The following is a 14576-nucleotide window of genomic DNA, read 5'->3' on the forward strand; positions in this document are numbered from 1 at the left end:
ATTAGCTGCTTTTTGATAGCTAATATTATCTGAAATTAAAGATTTAAAATCTATACAGGATTTAGCAGCTTCCAGATAAGAAAAGGCTGGACAACTAGACACAGTATCACTATCAAATTTAGCTGGAATATTTAATTTGTTAAAACTATTTATTTTATTGTTGTTTTGTGGTAAACTCATATCAGAATCTCCTTTTTGGTTTTGGTATGGTTTTTTGTCCTAAAAACATTTTACCATAAAACCAAGAGGAGATTCTATTTTTTTATTCAAAAAAATTTGAACTAGATTTACTGTTTAAAGACTATCATAACTGGATTCGGTATTTTTACTTGCCGAATTCAAGTTAATAAAAATTTTGCTTTAATAGGACTTTTTCGATATTCTTTTTCTCGAGTTAAAATTACTACAAGTTTCTGATAGCCGTCCGAAAGAGCTTTTTTAACTGGGATAGAATCTCTAATACCCCCATCAAGATACAAATTGCCGTCAATTTCTACAGGATTTGAAACTAATGGCAGACTGCTTGAAGCTTTAAAAATATTATCGATTTTGTCAATATCATCATAATTTTGCGGCTTAAAATATTCAATTTCTCCGCTGCTGCATTCAGTAGCAGCAACTTTAAGAGTTGTCGATGAATTTTTGAATTCACTGTAGTCAAAGGGTAAAATTTCATGAGGAAGTTGATGAAAAAGAAAATCCATTCCAAAATAACTTCCATCTTTGATCAAATTTTTAAGACTCATATATCTCTCATCTTCAACCAGTTCTGTAAATATTTTTTTATTTCTAACTGACTGTCTACTGGTATAATTGGCACCATTGTTAGCCCCAGCAGAGACTCCTATAGTATAATCAAAATAAATTTTATTTTCTAGAAAAAAATCAATAACTCCAGCAGTAAAAGCACCACGCATACCGCCACCTTCAAGTACAAGCCCAAAATTTTTATGCTGCAACTTAAAAACACCTCATCTATTTAACTTTTTCTATATCTTTTCCGAAAGGCATCAGAGATAAATATGCAAGCTTCAGACTCTGCTTGGCAAATGGAATTCCAATAATAGTAATTCCAAAAATAAAGGCAGAAACCAAATTAGCAAAAGCCAGTTCCCAGCCAAACACAATAATCCAGATAATATTTGCAATTAAACCGATTGAAGAATTGTTTTTCTCTACAACTTTTTTGCCAAAAGGTGCAAGCTGCATTTTTGCCAGTTTAAAACACTGTTTGCCAACTGGTATTCCAATTATCGTAATTGACCAGAGCAGTCCAGCAAACCACCAGCCAATAGCATGAAATAAGCCACCAAAAATAAACCAAATAATATTTCCCAGTAGAGTCATAATAATTAACCCCCTATTTATATCTTAAAAAATAATTGCTATTACTAAAGTTATGGCTGTAAAATAATTTATAATTACAAAATTCTTAACTGATAAAATAAACGTATCTTTTTTACTCTGATGTTTTTCAAACTGTTTTAAATTTTGTTCTACTTTAAAAATTGACAGAAGTGAAAGCAAAGATACGGCAGGCAATATCTTGATCAAAACTGCTATCAAAATGCTAAAATAGGAAAAATAATATAACAATCTAAATAACTTAAGACTTTTACTGCGCGAAATATAAATTGGAAGAGTAAATCGTTTGTTTTCCAGATCATCATCAATATCACAGATATTATTTGCAAGCATAATGTTGGCAATTCCAAAAATAAGAGGTAATGAATAAATAAATATTTTAATAATTTCTATATATTTTAATTTTGCTATTAATAAGTTACTATTAATAACTAAATCTACTAAATCCAATTTATGGACATAAATTGACAGAAAAGTAATAAAAAACCCCATCGTAAAACCAGAAAAAATTTCTCCCAGAGGGGTTCGCGAAATTGGAACCGGACCAGAAGTATATAAAATACCAATTATAAATGAACTAACACCAATTATTAAGACTATAACATCAGTATTTTTATAAAGCAGTAAACCACTTACTACTGCCAGGAAAAAAAGCAGTAAAATTATTATTTTTACATCTCTTTTACTTAAATTAAAGTTTACAACTGCATTATGTTCTTCATAATTATAACCCTGCTTTTTTTGAGCTCTAATAAAATCCTGATAATTATTAACTGCTGTTGTACCCATATCAACACAGAGCAAAGAAAAAAAGAGCAATAAGAAATTTAAAATATTAAAATTTGAATAATGATAAAGAAGATATAAATTTCCCAGAACAAAGGGAGTAAAACTGGCAATTTTAGTTCTAATTTCTACCAGTTTAAAAAAGGCAGCTAATGACAAATTATTCACCCCTGATTTTCTACCGCAAATTTATTTCTCAGTTTTTTATAAACAAAATTAGGAACAAGTTCTTTGATATCTCCATCAAAATAAGCTGCTTCTTTGATTACACTGGAACTCAAAAAAGCAAATTTAGTATCTGTCATTAAAAAGATTGTTTCGATTTCCTGATCCAAATGTTTGTTCATCGAAGCCATCTGAAACTCCCCTTCAAAATCGGAGACAGCCCGCAAACCTCGTAAAATGGCCTCACCACCAATAGAATGAACATATTTGGTTGTTAGACCAGAAAAAGAGTCTACTTTTACATTTTTAAACTTTTCAGTTGCTTTCTTTAACATCTCAACCCGTTCTTCCATAGAAAACACCGGTTCCTTATTAGGATTGCAAAATACAGATACAATAACCTCATCAAAAATATTGGCCGCTCTTTCAACTATATCAAGATGTCCATTTGTAACAGGATCAAAACTACCTGGATAAACAATTTTTTTACTCATATTAACTACCCCTTATAATTTATTTTAGTTTATAGATTGTTAATAATGAATTTCCGTAACGTTTATTTTTAAAAATACTCAATTCATTAAATTCTTCAACTTCTTCAGCAGCTGATTTTTCGCTAATAATAAGACCATTTTCTTTTAATAACTTGTTGTCCAAAATCAATTTTATAGCTTCTGAAGTCATATTTTTTTCATAGGGAGGATCCATAAAAATCAAGTCATATTTTGTACTGCAATTTTTTAAATATAGATAAGCATCCTGTTTAAAAAGTTCTGCTTCATCAAAAAGCCTGGCCTTTTTTAGATTATCCTTTATTATATTAAGATGAGACTTATTAATTTCTACAAAGTCTGCCCGCCCTGCTCCTCGGCTCAAAGCTTCAATACCAAGACTGCCAAAACCACTAAATAAATCCAGAACTTCAGCTCCTGGGAGATAAAATGCAATAATATTAAACATTGACTCTTTGACCCGATCGAGTGTTGGTCTAACATCTTTTCCCTTTAAACTTTTCAATTTTAAGCCACCAGCTTTACCGGCAATAATTCTCATTAAATAATTCCTCCAGATATAATTAAATCTTTAATTCTATTTCCGAAATGTTCTTTGCTAATTTTTTATAATGCTGCTGCCAGTTATCAGCTTTAACAATTAGTTGTGCTTCCTCCCTTGCCTTAACCAGAAGTTCCTGATCTTCAGTTAAACTGGCCACCTTTAGATCATCAATTCCATGCTGTCTGGTACCGAAAAATTCGCCGGGTCCTCTCATTTTCAAATCTTCTTCCGCAATCAAAAAGCCATTATTGCTCTTACACATAATTTCCAGCCGATAAGCAGCATCCTCTCCTGGCGGATCAGAAATTAAAATACAGTATGATTGATGACGTCCTCTCCCAACTCGACCCCGTAACTGATGCAGCTGGGCCAGCCCAAATCTTTCTGCATTTTCAATAATCATAATACTGGCATTACTGACATCCACCCCAACTTCAATTACAGTTGTTGCAACCAGTATATCAATTTTACCTTCTCTGAAACTCTCCATGATCTCCTTTTTTTCAGCTGCAGCAATCGAGCTGTGGATTAAAGCAAGCTTCTGTTCTTTAAAAAAACCACTCTTTAAATCATTAAATAATTCTTCTGCAGATACAAGCCCTGGCATTTCTTCTGATTCCTCAATTAAGGGACAGACAATATAAGCCTGTCTGCCTGCTGCAATTTTTTCTTTTAAAAAAGAATAAATCTGCTGTCTTCTGTTTTCTCTTCTCCAGAAAGTAGCAATTTCCTTTCTTCCCGGTGGCATTTCATCAATAACCGAAAGATCAAGATCACCATAAATCAGCATTGCCATTGATCTTGGGATCGGAGTAGCAGTCATGATTAACAAATCCGGACTGTCACCTTTTTCTTTTAAACTATGCCTCTGTTCTACACCAAAGCGGTGTTGTTCATCAATAACTATTAAACCGGGGTTATTATAATTCAAACCCTCCTGGAAAAGCGCATGAGTACCAATAATTAAATCTGTTTTGCCAGTTTCAATATCCGCTTCAATTTTCTTTCTGGCAGCTGTTTTGACACTGCCGGTTAATAAAATGATATTATAATTAAAATCACTTAAAAGTTCTTTAAAATTTAAAAAATGCTGTTCGGCAAGTATTTCTGTTGGAGCCATAAATATTCCCTGAAAACCATTGGCAATAGTCTGCAAAAGTGCCAGTGCAGCGACCACAGTTTTACCAGAGCCTACATCTCCCTGCAGTAATCGAGACATAGTTTTTTTGGATTCCATATCCCTTCTAATTTCTAAATTCACCCTTTTTTGAGCATCTGTCAGCTCAAAATCAAGCTCTGAAAGAAATTTTTTATTCTCTTCCGCCTTAAATTGATGCTGGATACCCTGAAGCTCATTATATTTTTTCTTTTCTTCCAGAGCATAAAGCTGGAGATAAAAAAACTCTTCAAAAGCAAGTCTGCGGCGAGAAAATTTTTGGTGTTTTTCATTTTTAGGATAGTGCATTCCCAAAATAGAAGTTTTAAGATCAGGAAAGTTATATTTTTTTAGAATTGATCCCGGTAATTGCTCCTCAATTAAAGCAGCATGACTTTTTAATGCATTAGCAATTACCCGACGTAATCTGCGCTGTGTTATTCCCTCAGTAAGTGAATAAATAGGCACAATTCTACCTGTATTCAATACAGACGCATCAGAATCCAATTTTTCATAAACTGGATTATTAATCTCTTTCCTTTTATATTTACGCCAATTTTTCTCGCTAATTTTACCGCTGATTATATATTGATCCCCTTTTTCAAATTGTTCGCTAAGATATGACTGATTATACCAGATTCCATTTACTACATCTGTGCCATCAGAAAAAGTTACCCGCAGGAGGTCAAGATTATATCGGATTTTCTGATATTCAGTCTTTAAAACTTCAACTTTAAAATTAGCCTGTTCTCCAACAGCAGTATACTTTATCTGACTGATCTGACTGCGGTCTTCATATTCTCTGGGAAAATAATATAAAAGATCTCGCACAGTTTTTATCCCTAATTTTGAAAGGCGCTCGGCCCACCTGGGCCCAACACCTTTAATAAATTGCACTTCATCTGAAAGTTTTTGCTTCATTATTCCAGTAATTCTCCTCTGTAAATAACAATTCCATAGACAAGAGGACCGGTATGAGAACTTAAAACAGTTCCAATCTTGTTTTCAAGGATTTGATATTCAAAATTATTCTGAGCAGCTAATTCTGATTCAAAATTATTTTTTAACTGCTGGTAATTATCACTATCCTTACCATAAATATAAGCAAAATTAACACTGTCACTATCTACCGCAGCATTTAGTGCCAGATCTGTCATCTTCTGATTTGTTTTTTTATACCCTCTTATTTTTTCTTTGGGTATAATCTTACCTGTGTCAGCAGAAAGTTCTAAAATTGGATTAAAATTAAAGATACTACCTAAAAAAGCCTGGGCTTTACCAATCCTGCCTCCTTTTTCCAGATAAGTAAGTTCATTAACAGTAAAATATATTGTTATTTTTTCTCTTTCCTGTAAAATAATTTCTTTAATTTCCTCGATATCTTTACCTGCTTCTATCATTTTGGCAGCCAACAACACCATAAACCCCAGACCTGAACTTGTAGACTTAGAATCTATTATTTCAACCTCCAGTTCATCCAGCTGAGCAGCAGCAAGTCTTGCCGACTCGCAGGTCCCACTTAAAGCAGAAGATAAATGAATAGAAATCACCTGATCATAGTCTTCTGATAACTTTTGATATCTATCCATAAATAATCCAACTGATGGCTGAGAAGTTGTTGGTAATTCAGCTGCAGATTCCATCATTTTATAAAACTCTTCACTTTCTAAATCAACCTTATCATAGTAAGTGTCTTCTTCAAAATGAACAGTTAATGGAACAATCTCAATTTGATGTTTAGCAAGAATTTCTGCAGGTAAATCACAGGTGCTATCTGTTACTAAAGCAATCATATTAACACATCCTATTCTAGGGAAATTATAAAGGGATAGAGTGGCTGTCCCCCTGGATAAATCTCTATCTCATCAAAATCAAAATTTTCTTCCATAATATTTTTGACTTCTTCTGCTTCAGCCTCAGTAATGCCTTCTCCATAATAAATAGTAACTAATTCCTCATCTTCAGCAACTTTATTCAATAAATTAATTACTGTTTCTCTTTCTGTTTCAGCACTAACTAAGATATCTCCATCCTTTAAACCAATATAATTATCTTTTTTTATTTCCAGTCCGTTAACCTTAGAATCTTTTACGGCCTGTGTTATTTCCAGTGTTTTTACATATTTAATTTCAGCTTCCATTCTTTCTTTGAGTTGTGAAGGAGAAGCCTGATCATCATAAATCATTAAAGCTGTTACAGCCTGGGGAATAGACCGGGTTTCAATAATCTCAATATTTTTTTTACTCAATTCAGAAACCTGTTTAGCTGCAGAAATAATATTTTTATTATTAGGCAGAATAATTATTTGATCAGTATTCATTCGTTCTACTACCTCTAAAAAATCATTGGTAGAAGGATTCATTGACTGGCCACCTTTTATAACATAGTCAACTCCTAACTCTTTCAGAATATTAACTACACCTTCGCCATTAGCTACAGAAATAATACCAGTGTTTTTCTCTACCACAATTTCTGAATCTTTTTGCTGATTGATTTCTTCTGCCTCTTTCCTGTCTTTATCTTCAGTCTCTGCAGGCTCGTTATCTTCTTTAATATCAGTGTCTGAAGCTGATTTTTCACCCTGATGAAACTGAGAATGATCAAAGTCAGAGTCATTTTCCCGCTGTACTTTTTCCTGATTTTGCTTGCGCATATTATCAATTTTTATATCAAAAACTTTACCCTTTTTTAAACCATATTCTAATAAGACACCTGGATGATTGGTATGAACATGTATCTTAATTACATCATCACTGCCAACTACCATAATTGAATCGCCATAACTCTGCATGTCTTTTCTGATCTTATCAATCATACGATCAATATTTGATTTACGGCTGTCAATTTCAATTAACATCTGGGTACAGTAAGTAAACTTTATATCTTCTGCAAGTTCAGATTTTTTTCTTGTTTTAGCTTCAGCTGTTGCAGCCTGATATTCTATTTTTTCTCCTTTTAAACCTTTAAGCATTCCTTCAAGAATTGTTAGATATCCCTGTCCACCAGCATCTACTACTTCAGCCTCTTTTAAAGCAGCAAGTAACTCTGGAGTACGTTCTAACGATTCTTCCGCCGCTTTAATTGTTATTTCAAACAATTCTACTAAATCGGCAGCAGAATCTGCCTCCGCCAGAGCTTTTTCAGCCGCTTCTCTTGAAACAGTTAAAATCGTCCCTTCCACAGGTTTTAAAACACCATGATAGGCAACTTCAGAGGCTTTATTAAGAGCATTTGCTAAATCTTTAACTTTCAGTTTGCTTTTTCCTTTTAAGGCCTGTGCAAAGCCTCTAATTAACTGAGAAAGAATTACTCCTGAGTTTCCACGAGCACCCATTAAGGCACCTTTAGAAAGTGCAGAAGCAAGTTCGGAAACACTTCTTGAGTTTTTATCCTCCAGAGTGGATACAGCTTCCTTAAAGGTTAAATACATATTTGTACCAGTATCACCATCTGGCACCGGAAAAACATTTAGAGAATCAATAAATGATTTTTGCTCTTTAAGCCAGTGTAGTGATGTAAACATCATATCTTTAAATTTCTCTGCATCTACTGCAGTAATTTTTTCTTTATTATTAATTGGCATCGCCAACCCTCACTCCCCTTACATTAACATCTATCTTAACAACTTCAATTCCAACTTTATTTTCGAGGGTATAGCGAACTCTCTCCATTACATTATGAGCTACTTCATGAATATTAGTTCCGTATTCAACAATTATATTTAAATCCAGATGAACCTTATCTTCACTAATATCAATACCAACACCCTTACTAATATTGTCCCACCCTAGAAGATCAGCAAGACCATCCTGCATACTTCTGGAAGACATACCAACAAGACCATAGCATTCCATTACAGCAATACCTGCTGTCTTAGCTATTACCTCTTCATCAATAATTATTTTCCCAAGTTCATTTTTTAATTCTTTTTCCATTCTTTACACCTCTTTTCATACATAATTATTCTATCTTATATAAAGTCTCTATGCAAGAATAAAATCCATAGAAATAGTTAAATTAATACTCATTTATTATTTATTTCAAGATAAATTTATACTTTCCTGCATATATAGATTTATATTTTTTAGAATTGTAACTTGCTAAAGGATGTTTATCTATGTTAAAATATAATCTGAGATAAATTTTATCAGAAAGCGCTCATAAACTTAATTATTAAATTTTTAAAATCTATGGAGCGCCGCCCTTTTGGGTAAGTGCTGAAGTGAATAAATTAAGGAGGTGTTTTTCTATGTCTAGAGTCTGCGAAATTTGTGGTAAAGGTGGAAATAAAGCCAATAGCATACAGCGACGTGGTAAAGCTAAGAAAAAAGGTGGAGTTGGTCGTAACATTACAAGTTCTACAAAAAGAACTCAGCGTCCAAATCTAAAAAAAGTTAAAGCAATTGTTGATGGTTCACCAAAAAGAATAAAAGTATGTACTCAGTGTCTTAAATCCGGTAAGGTTGAAAGAGCTTACTAATTAAGATTTAAATTAGGAAGGGAGCAGCGATTTTAAAATTGCTGCTCCCTTTAGTACATTTAGCTAGTTTTTTTCTCCAGCTTATTTTCGATTTTTTGTTTTAATTCCTGCTCACTTAATTCTATCCGGGCCAGGTTATTTTTAATTGCATTTTTAGCAACTGCAAAAGCAACTGCTGGAACCACTCTCTGATCAAAGGGATCTGGAATAATATATTCAGCCGAAAGATCATCAGCAACCAGTTCAGCTATAGCTTCCGCAGCAGCAATTTTCATCCCTTCACTGATCTCAGAAGCCCTGACATCGAGGGTGCCCCTAAAAACCCCGGGAAAAGCCAGCACATTATTAATCTGATTTGGATAATCTGATCTCCCTGTTGCAATTACTGCAGCACCTGCATTTAAAGCAGATTCTGGATCAATTTCAGGAGTCGGATTTGCCATCGCAAAAATTAAAGGATCATCAGCCATTTCCTCTACCATTTCTGCCTTTAAAATATTACCTACAGACAATCCAATAAATAAATCAGCATCTTTAACCGCTTCCCTCAAACCTCCATTTAAATTATCTGGATTTGTCCTTTTTATTAAATCCTGTCTTAAAGAATCATACTGGTCCAGATTGGATGAATTTAAAATCCCAATTTTATCGTTGATTATCAAATTCTGAGCTCCTGCATCCAAAAGCAGTTTTGATACTGCTGTTGCGGCTGCTCCAGCTCCATTAACAACTATTTTTATCTGATCAATGCTTTTATTTACAAGTTTTAAAGCATTGATTACTGCTGCTAAAACAACAATTGCCGTTCCATGCTGATCATCATGAAAAATAGCCATCTCTGTTTCTTCTTTCAGCCTGGCCTCAATTTCAAAACATCTTGGAGCAGAAATGTCTTCTAAATTTATACCTGCAAAAGTGGGTTCCAGTAATTTAACAAAATCTACTATTTGGTCAACTTGCTTTGTGCCCACACACAAAGGAAAAGCATCTACATTGGCAAATTCCTTAAATAAGACTGCTTTCCCCTCCATAACAGGAAGAGCAGCTTTTGGGCCAATATCCCCCAGACCTAAAACTGCTGTACCAGAGGAGACTACAGCAACCTGATTCCCGTAAGCTGTATATTGATAGAGCTTTTCTGGATCTTGATTAATTTTCCGACAGGGCTCTGCTACTCCCGGCGAATAAGCAAGGCTCAATTCCTCCCTGCTGCGTACCCTGACCTTTGACTTAACTGCAATCTTTCCCTGATGATCACTATGTAATTTTAATGCTTTTTGATAAATATCCATTATTACCTCCATTTACTCTCTGCTATCTACTCTAATTTTTCTAATACATAAATCAACAAGCCACTTTTTAGTTCAATTAGTGCTCTTTCATCCTCAATTAAATTACTAATCCCCCGGCTTTGCGAACGGAAAATATCCTGATTTTCTAAACTATATTTACAGCCCTTAATAGTCAGACCACAAACTGTTTTACTTTGAGGAAGCAGAGAAAGACGATAACCTTTTTTTGATAAAAACTCTTTTTTTTCATTCTGACCAATTAAAGCAATTTCAAGATTCAATGAAATCATCTCTGCTCGCAAATTCAATTCATAAATATATTCTAAAAGATTTAAATTTGCCAGCTGCTGATCTATTCTACCGCCCAGAGCTGCAGTTAAATATAATTCTTCAAATCCATTTTTTTGACAGTAATCAACTGCAATTTCCCCATCTGTCTGATCTTTTTCAACCGGATATTTTATTATATTGACATTATGCTGGTTAAAATATACTTTGTTTTGCTCAGTTAATGAATCCAGATCGCCGATAATTAAATCCGGTATTAGCTTTAAACCTCTTAGTTTATTAGCACCACCATCAACAGCAATAATACAATCTATCTCTTTTTTTGAGATAAGCCGTTTTAAATCTGATTTCTTAAAATTTAGCTCACCATTAAGCACTAAAAGAGCCCTTTTTTTAGACATCAGACGCAATACTCCTCATTTCCAACAGTGCCCGGGCTGGATCAGCTGCACCAAAAATTGCAGAACCAGCAACTATTATATCGGCACCAGCATTTACAACTTCTTTTAAATTATGTGTTTTTATCCCACCATCAACCTCTATCTGACAGCTGTAATTATTTCTTTCAATCATTCTCTTCAAACTAGCAATTTTTGCTGTCATCTGAGGAATATATGATTGCCCTCCAAAACCAGGATTAACTGACATAATTAAAACCTGATCAAGTTCGGGAAGAATATATTCTAAATTCTCTAATGGTGTGGCAGGATTTAGAGAAACACCAGCTTTTATTCCCTGTTCTTTTATCAGCTGAATTACTCGATGAATATGGTCTGTTGCTTCCAGATGGACTGTTAAAATATCAGAACCTGCTTCTGCAAATTCTTTAATGTATCTTTCGGGATTGCTAATCATTAAATGAGTATCAAAAGGAAGCTGACTGTGCTTTCTTATAGAACTAATTAAACCGGGGCCAAAAGTAATGTTGGGCACATAATGACCATCCATTACATCTAAATGTAAATAATCAGCATCTTTAACCAGCTGAATTTGATCTTTTAACTGACTAAAATCAGATGCCAGCAGTGAAGGTGCAAATTCTGTTTTCATTAGTATTTTCTCTCCTTTTCTTTTAATTCATTATATAATTGTTGATAACTCTGATACCTGCGGGCAGATATTTCACCAGCTTCTACTTTTTGCTGAACCACACATTGAGGTTCATGGAGATGAGTACAGCGATTAAATTTACATTGATTATTATATTCTGCAATCTCCGGAAAATACCAGGATAAATTATCTGGCTCAATTTCTAAGTTTAGTTTTGACATTGAAGAAAAGCCTGGAGTATCTGCTACCCACCCCTTGTTTGGTAAAGATAATAATTCCACCATTCTTGTGGTGTGAACTCCTTTTTTTAGTTTTTTACTTACAGCAGCTGTTTTTAAATCAGCATCCTCTATAACTTTATTTAAAAATGAAGATTTACCTGCTCCTGATGGACCAGTTAAAACATTGATTTTGTTATTTAATTTTTTAAATAATCGATCTAGATTTTTATTTTCTTTAACACTGATAAAATGAAGCTCATAGCCTGCATCCTGATATTCTCTAAACTTTTCTTTAAAACTGACTGCAGCCTGGTCAATCTTATTAATTACTATCAAAGGTTCAAATCCAGAACTTTCTACAAGTAACAAAAATCTATCCAGTAATGCAGGCTTAAAATCGGGATTTTTAAGAGAATGCATGATCACAACCTGATCTACATTTGCTACCTTTGGCCTTTTAAGTAAGTTTTTCCTGGAATAAAAGTCTTCCAGAATTTTATTTTTTTTATCTATTTCTACATAATCTCCAGGATAAATTTTTTCTCGTATTTTACCTCTTATTCTACACTGATAAATATTCTTTTCCTGATCAGCTACGAAGAAAAACCCCCCTATGGATTTAATTAAAATCCCTTTCATCTAAATTATCAGCCTCCAAAGCTTTCTGACTTAATTAACTGATCATCAAAGTAAACTTTTATCTCTGTTTTTCCCTGACTTCTAATGTCTCTTACTATGTTATCTCCAGGTTCATGAATAGCCTGATAAACCTGATCTCGCCCATTATCATCTTCAACTACAATTCGTACCTCTCTGCTTTCAGAACCTGTCACATTTACAGAAATTCTATTTAGAGTATAATTCTCGGTCACATTAGTCGCTCCACCTCTACTAACAACAAAATCAACAGCAATCCCCCTGGGAAGATATTCGCCGGCTTTTACACTCTGTGAGATTACCTGTCCATCTGCAAAACGCTCTGAAGTTTCCACACTAACCTGACCAATATTTAAACCTTTTTCTTTGATTAAATCAAAGGCTTCTGCCTGGGTTAAACCAGTCAAATCAGGCATACGAACAGATATATCTCGCTCTCCTCGGCTTACAAAAAGAGTGATTTCGCTTCCTTTTTCTACTTCAGCTCCGGCTGCTGGAATTTGATTGATAACTGTACCAGGTTCTTCTGATAACCTAAATATATACTGGATGTCTCCACTTTTTAAAGAAAGATTATCTAACTCAATTAAGGCCTCACGTAATGAATTACCGATAAATTCAGGTATTTCGATCAACTGGGGGCCTTTACTAACAGTAATATTTAAAGGACGACTCTGCTTAACCCTTTCTCCTGCAGCAGGCTGCTGACTAACAATATGTTCAGCCTCAATTTCTTCACTAAAAACCCTTTCTTCATTTTCAACCAGGTTAAGGCCTACTTCTGAAGCAAGTTTTCTGGCCTCAGTTAGGCTTTTACCCTCTATCTCTGGCACCTGAACAACCGGCACATTTGTATATTGATTGAAAAAGAAAACAACTCCACCCAGTGATATCAATAAAAATAATATAACCGCTCCTGTAATAAAAAGAGGTTTTTTATATTTTTCCTGATCACTATTATCTTCAGATCTGTCTTTCTTTGAACCATTTTTCTTTTTAATTCTCGAATGTTTTTCATCCTGTTTGAGATCATTTTTATCTTTTAACCCTTTTTTATTTTTAACTGCTTCTTTATTTTCTTTGTTTTCATCGTTAGTTTTACTAACTTCTGCATTATTTTTGCTAGAATTATTTAAAAAATCAAAATCTGATTTTTTCATAACCCTTGTTTCATCAGCATTAAAATCAGCTTTTTTTTCTGAATTTACAATATTAGATTTTAGATTTTTTAAGCAGTAGGTAATCTGCTGTCGCATTTCGTAAGCATCCTGAAAGCGATCTGCCGGATCTTTTGCTATTGCTTTCATAATCAGGTCATTAACCTCTTCTGGTATATCCTTATTAATTTTTGCAGCTTCAACCGGCTGCTGTTGTATATGTTTTAAAGCAACAGAGATTGGACTCTCTCCATGAAAAGGAAGTTCTCCAGTTGTCATTTCATATAAAACCACACCCAGTGAATAGATATCAGAATAGGCTTTAATCTCTCCTCCTTTTGCCTGCTCAGGAGAAAAATAATGAGCACTTCCGACAACAGTTTCTGTAACCCTGACAGTTGAATTACTAACAGCTCTTGCAATTCCAAAGTCAGTAACCTTAACCTCATGGTCGTCATTTAAAATTATATTATGAGGCTTAATATCACAGTGTACAATCTGATTACCATGGGCAACAGAAAGCGCAGCAGCAATCTGTCTTGCTATCTCTAAAGATTCAGCAATAGATAGTTTTTTTCTTTCTTTTATTATATCTTTCAATGTTTTGCCTTCAACTATTTCCATTACAAGATAAATTCTTTCCTCATCAACAACAATATCATAAATACTCACCACATTAGGATGAGATAATCTGGCTACAGCTCTCGCTTCCTGTCTGAATTTATCAATAAATTCATCATCGGACTTATATTCCGGACGCAGCATTTTAATTGCCACTCGTCTTTCTAAAAGCGTATCACGAGCGGAGTAAACAATCGCCATTCCTCCACGTCCTATTTCCTTTATTATCTTATAACGGTTATTTAAAATCTTACCCTGCATAAATTCACCTCAATTATCATC

The 14576-nt window shown here is 34.0% G+C and carries 15 protein-coding genes and 1 pseudogene; 1 reads left to right on the forward strand and 15 read right to left on the reverse strand.

Annotated features, from left to right (window positions below; genetic code table 11):
- From BW929_RS08620 to BW929_RS08665, 10 genes and pseudogenes are all read right to left on the reverse strand, one after another.
- Positions 1-180, reverse strand: a pseudogene (locus tag BW929_RS08620) (IS1380-like element ISTps2 family transposase); the annotation flags it as partial.
- 158 nt (positions 181-338) lie between these two features.
- On the reverse strand, positions 339-959 hold the full coding sequence (locus BW929_RS08625) for a patatin-like phospholipase family protein (protein ID WP_234978085.1): 621 nt from the start codon (positions 957-959) through the stop codon (positions 339-341).
- A gap of 16 nt (positions 960-975) precedes the next feature.
- Positions 976-1347: a YccF domain-containing protein gene (locus BW929_RS08630; protein ID WP_076545016.1), complete on the reverse strand. Its 372-nt coding sequence runs from the start codon at positions 1345-1347 to the stop codon at positions 976-978.
- Between the two features lie 24 nt (positions 1348-1371).
- Entirely contained in the window at positions 1372-2310 is a 939-nt protein-coding gene (locus BW929_RS08635; protein ID WP_076545018.1) for a 1,4-dihydroxy-2-naphthoate polyprenyltransferase, read from the reverse strand.
- 5 nt (positions 2311-2315) lie between these two features.
- Positions 2316-2810 carry a pantetheine-phosphate adenylyltransferase gene (gene coaD, locus BW929_RS08640; RefSeq protein WP_076545020.1) on the reverse strand — a complete coding sequence of 165 codons (495 nt, stop codon included), beginning with the start codon at positions 2808-2810 and terminating at the stop codon, positions 2316-2318.
- A 19-nt stretch (positions 2811-2829) separates the two neighbouring features.
- A complete protein-coding gene (rsmD, locus tag BW929_RS08645) occupies positions 2830-3369 on the reverse strand; it encodes a 16S rRNA (guanine(966)-N(2))-methyltransferase RsmD (protein WP_076545022.1) in 540 nt (179 codons plus the stop codon).
- A 22-nt stretch (positions 3370-3391) separates the two neighbouring features.
- A complete protein-coding gene (gene recG / locus BW929_RS08650) occupies positions 3392-5449 on the reverse strand; it encodes an ATP-dependent DNA helicase RecG (RefSeq protein WP_076545025.1) in 2058 nt (685 codons plus the stop codon).
- Positions 5449-6321, reverse strand: coding sequence for a DegV family protein (locus BW929_RS08655; RefSeq protein WP_076545026.1), 873 nt, complete (start codon positions 6319-6321; stop codon positions 5449-5451). The genes recG and BW929_RS08655 overlap by 1 nt, the downstream gene beginning before the upstream one ends.
- A gap of 11 nt (positions 6322-6332) precedes the next feature.
- On the reverse strand, positions 6333-8111 hold the full coding sequence (locus BW929_RS08660; protein ID WP_076545028.1) for a DAK2 domain-containing protein: 1779 nt from the start codon (positions 8109-8111) through the stop codon (positions 6333-6335).
- Positions 8101-8463, reverse strand: coding sequence for an Asp23/Gls24 family envelope stress response protein (locus BW929_RS08665; RefSeq protein ID WP_076545030.1), 363 nt, complete (start codon positions 8461-8463; stop codon positions 8101-8103). Before BW929_RS08665 ends, BW929_RS08660 begins: the two co-directional genes overlap by 11 nt.
- Before the next feature lie 314 nt (positions 8464-8777).
- On the opposite strand from BW929_RS08665, the gene rpmB reads away from it, so the two are divergent.
- Positions 8778-9008 (forward strand): 50S ribosomal protein L28, encoded by a 231-nt coding sequence (rpmB, locus tag BW929_RS08670; protein ID WP_014552945.1) that lies wholly within the window; start codon positions 8778-8780, stop codon positions 9006-9008.
- A 59-nt stretch (positions 9009-9067) separates the two neighbouring features.
- Here rpmB and BW929_RS08675 read toward each other — a convergent pair whose 3' ends face one another.
- The 5 genes from BW929_RS08675 to pknB are packed head-to-tail and all read right to left on the reverse strand — an operon-like array spanning position 9068 to position 14555.
- Positions 9068-10300, reverse strand: coding sequence for an NAD(P)-dependent malic enzyme (locus BW929_RS08675; RefSeq protein ID WP_076545031.1), 1233 nt, complete (start codon positions 10298-10300; stop codon positions 9068-9070).
- Positions 10301-10326: 26 nt separating this feature from the next.
- On the reverse strand, positions 10327-10989 hold the full coding sequence (locus tag BW929_RS08680; RefSeq protein WP_076545032.1) for a thiamine diphosphokinase: 663 nt from the start codon (positions 10987-10989) through the stop codon (positions 10327-10329).
- The gene (gene rpe, locus BW929_RS08685) at positions 10982-11638 is read right to left on the reverse strand and encodes a ribulose-phosphate 3-epimerase (protein ID WP_076545034.1); all 657 of its coding nucleotides are present in this window, start codon (positions 11636-11638) and stop codon (positions 10982-10984) included. Before rpe ends, BW929_RS08680 begins: the two co-directional genes overlap by 8 nt.
- Positions 11638-12498: a ribosome small subunit-dependent GTPase A gene (gene rsgA, locus BW929_RS08690; protein ID WP_076545035.1), complete on the reverse strand. Its 861-nt coding sequence runs from the start codon at positions 12496-12498 to the stop codon at positions 11638-11640. Before rsgA ends, rpe begins: the two co-directional genes overlap by 1 nt.
- A gap of 8 nt (positions 12499-12506) precedes the next feature.
- Positions 12507-14555, reverse strand: coding sequence for a Stk1 family PASTA domain-containing Ser/Thr kinase (gene pknB / locus BW929_RS08695; protein ID WP_076545037.1), 2049 nt, complete (start codon positions 14553-14555; stop codon positions 12507-12509).
- Positions 14556-14576: the final 21 nt, after the last annotated feature.

Source organism: Halanaerobium kushneri, assembly GCF_900156285.1.
Lineage (GTDB): Bacteria > Bacillota > Halanaerobiia > Halanaerobiales > Halanaerobiaceae > Halanaerobium > Halanaerobium kushneri.

What these genes read in the sequence shown, in the direction of transcription:
- BW929_RS08630 (WP_076545016.1), bottom strand. Translation starts at nt 1,347, where the DNA reads ATGACTCTACTGGGAAATATTATTTGGTTTATTTTTGGTGGCTTATTT.
- coaD (WP_076545020.1), bottom strand. Translation starts at nt 2,810, where the DNA reads ATGAGTAAAAAAATTGTTTATCCAGGTAGTTTTGATCCTGTTACAAAT.
- rsmD (WP_076545022.1), bottom strand. Translation starts at nt 3,369, where the DNA reads ATGAGAATTATTGCCGGTAAAGCTGGTGGCTTAAAATTGAAAAGTTTA.
- recG (WP_076545025.1), bottom strand. Translation starts at nt 5,449, where the DNA reads ATGAAGCAAAAACTTTCAGATGAAGTGCAATTTATTAAAGGTGTTGGG.
- BW929_RS08655 (WP_076545026.1), bottom strand. Translation starts at nt 6,321, where the DNA reads ATGATTGCTTTAGTAACAGATAGCACCTGTGATTTACCTGCAGAAATT.
- BW929_RS08660 (WP_076545028.1), bottom strand. Translation starts at nt 8,111, where the DNA reads ATGCCAATTAATAATAAAGAAAAAATTACTGCAGTAGATGCAGAGAAA.
- BW929_RS08665 (WP_076545030.1), bottom strand. Translation starts at nt 8,463, where the DNA reads ATGGAAAAAGAATTAAAAAATGAACTTGGGAAAATAATTATTGATGAA.
- rpmB (WP_014552945.1), top strand. Translation starts at nt 8,778, where the DNA reads ATGTCTAGAGTCTGCGAAATTTGTGGTAAAGGTGGAAATAAAGCCAAT.
- BW929_RS08675 (WP_076545031.1), bottom strand. Translation starts at nt 10,300, where the DNA reads ATGGATATTTATCAAAAAGCATTAAAATTACATAGTGATCATCAGGGA.
- BW929_RS08680 (WP_076545032.1), bottom strand. Translation starts at nt 10,989, where the DNA reads ATGTCTAAAAAAAGGGCTCTTTTAGTGCTTAATGGTGAGCTAAATTTT.
- rpe (WP_076545034.1), bottom strand. Translation starts at nt 11,638, where the DNA reads ATGAAAACAGAATTTGCACCTTCACTGCTGGCATCTGATTTTAGTCAG.
- rsgA (WP_076545035.1), bottom strand. Translation starts at nt 12,498, where the DNA reads ATGAAAGGGATTTTAATTAAATCCATAGGGGGGTTTTTCTTCGTAGCT.
- pknB (WP_076545037.1), bottom strand. Translation starts at nt 14,555, where the DNA reads ATGCAGGGTAAGATTTTAAATAACCGTTATAAGATAATAAAGGAAATA.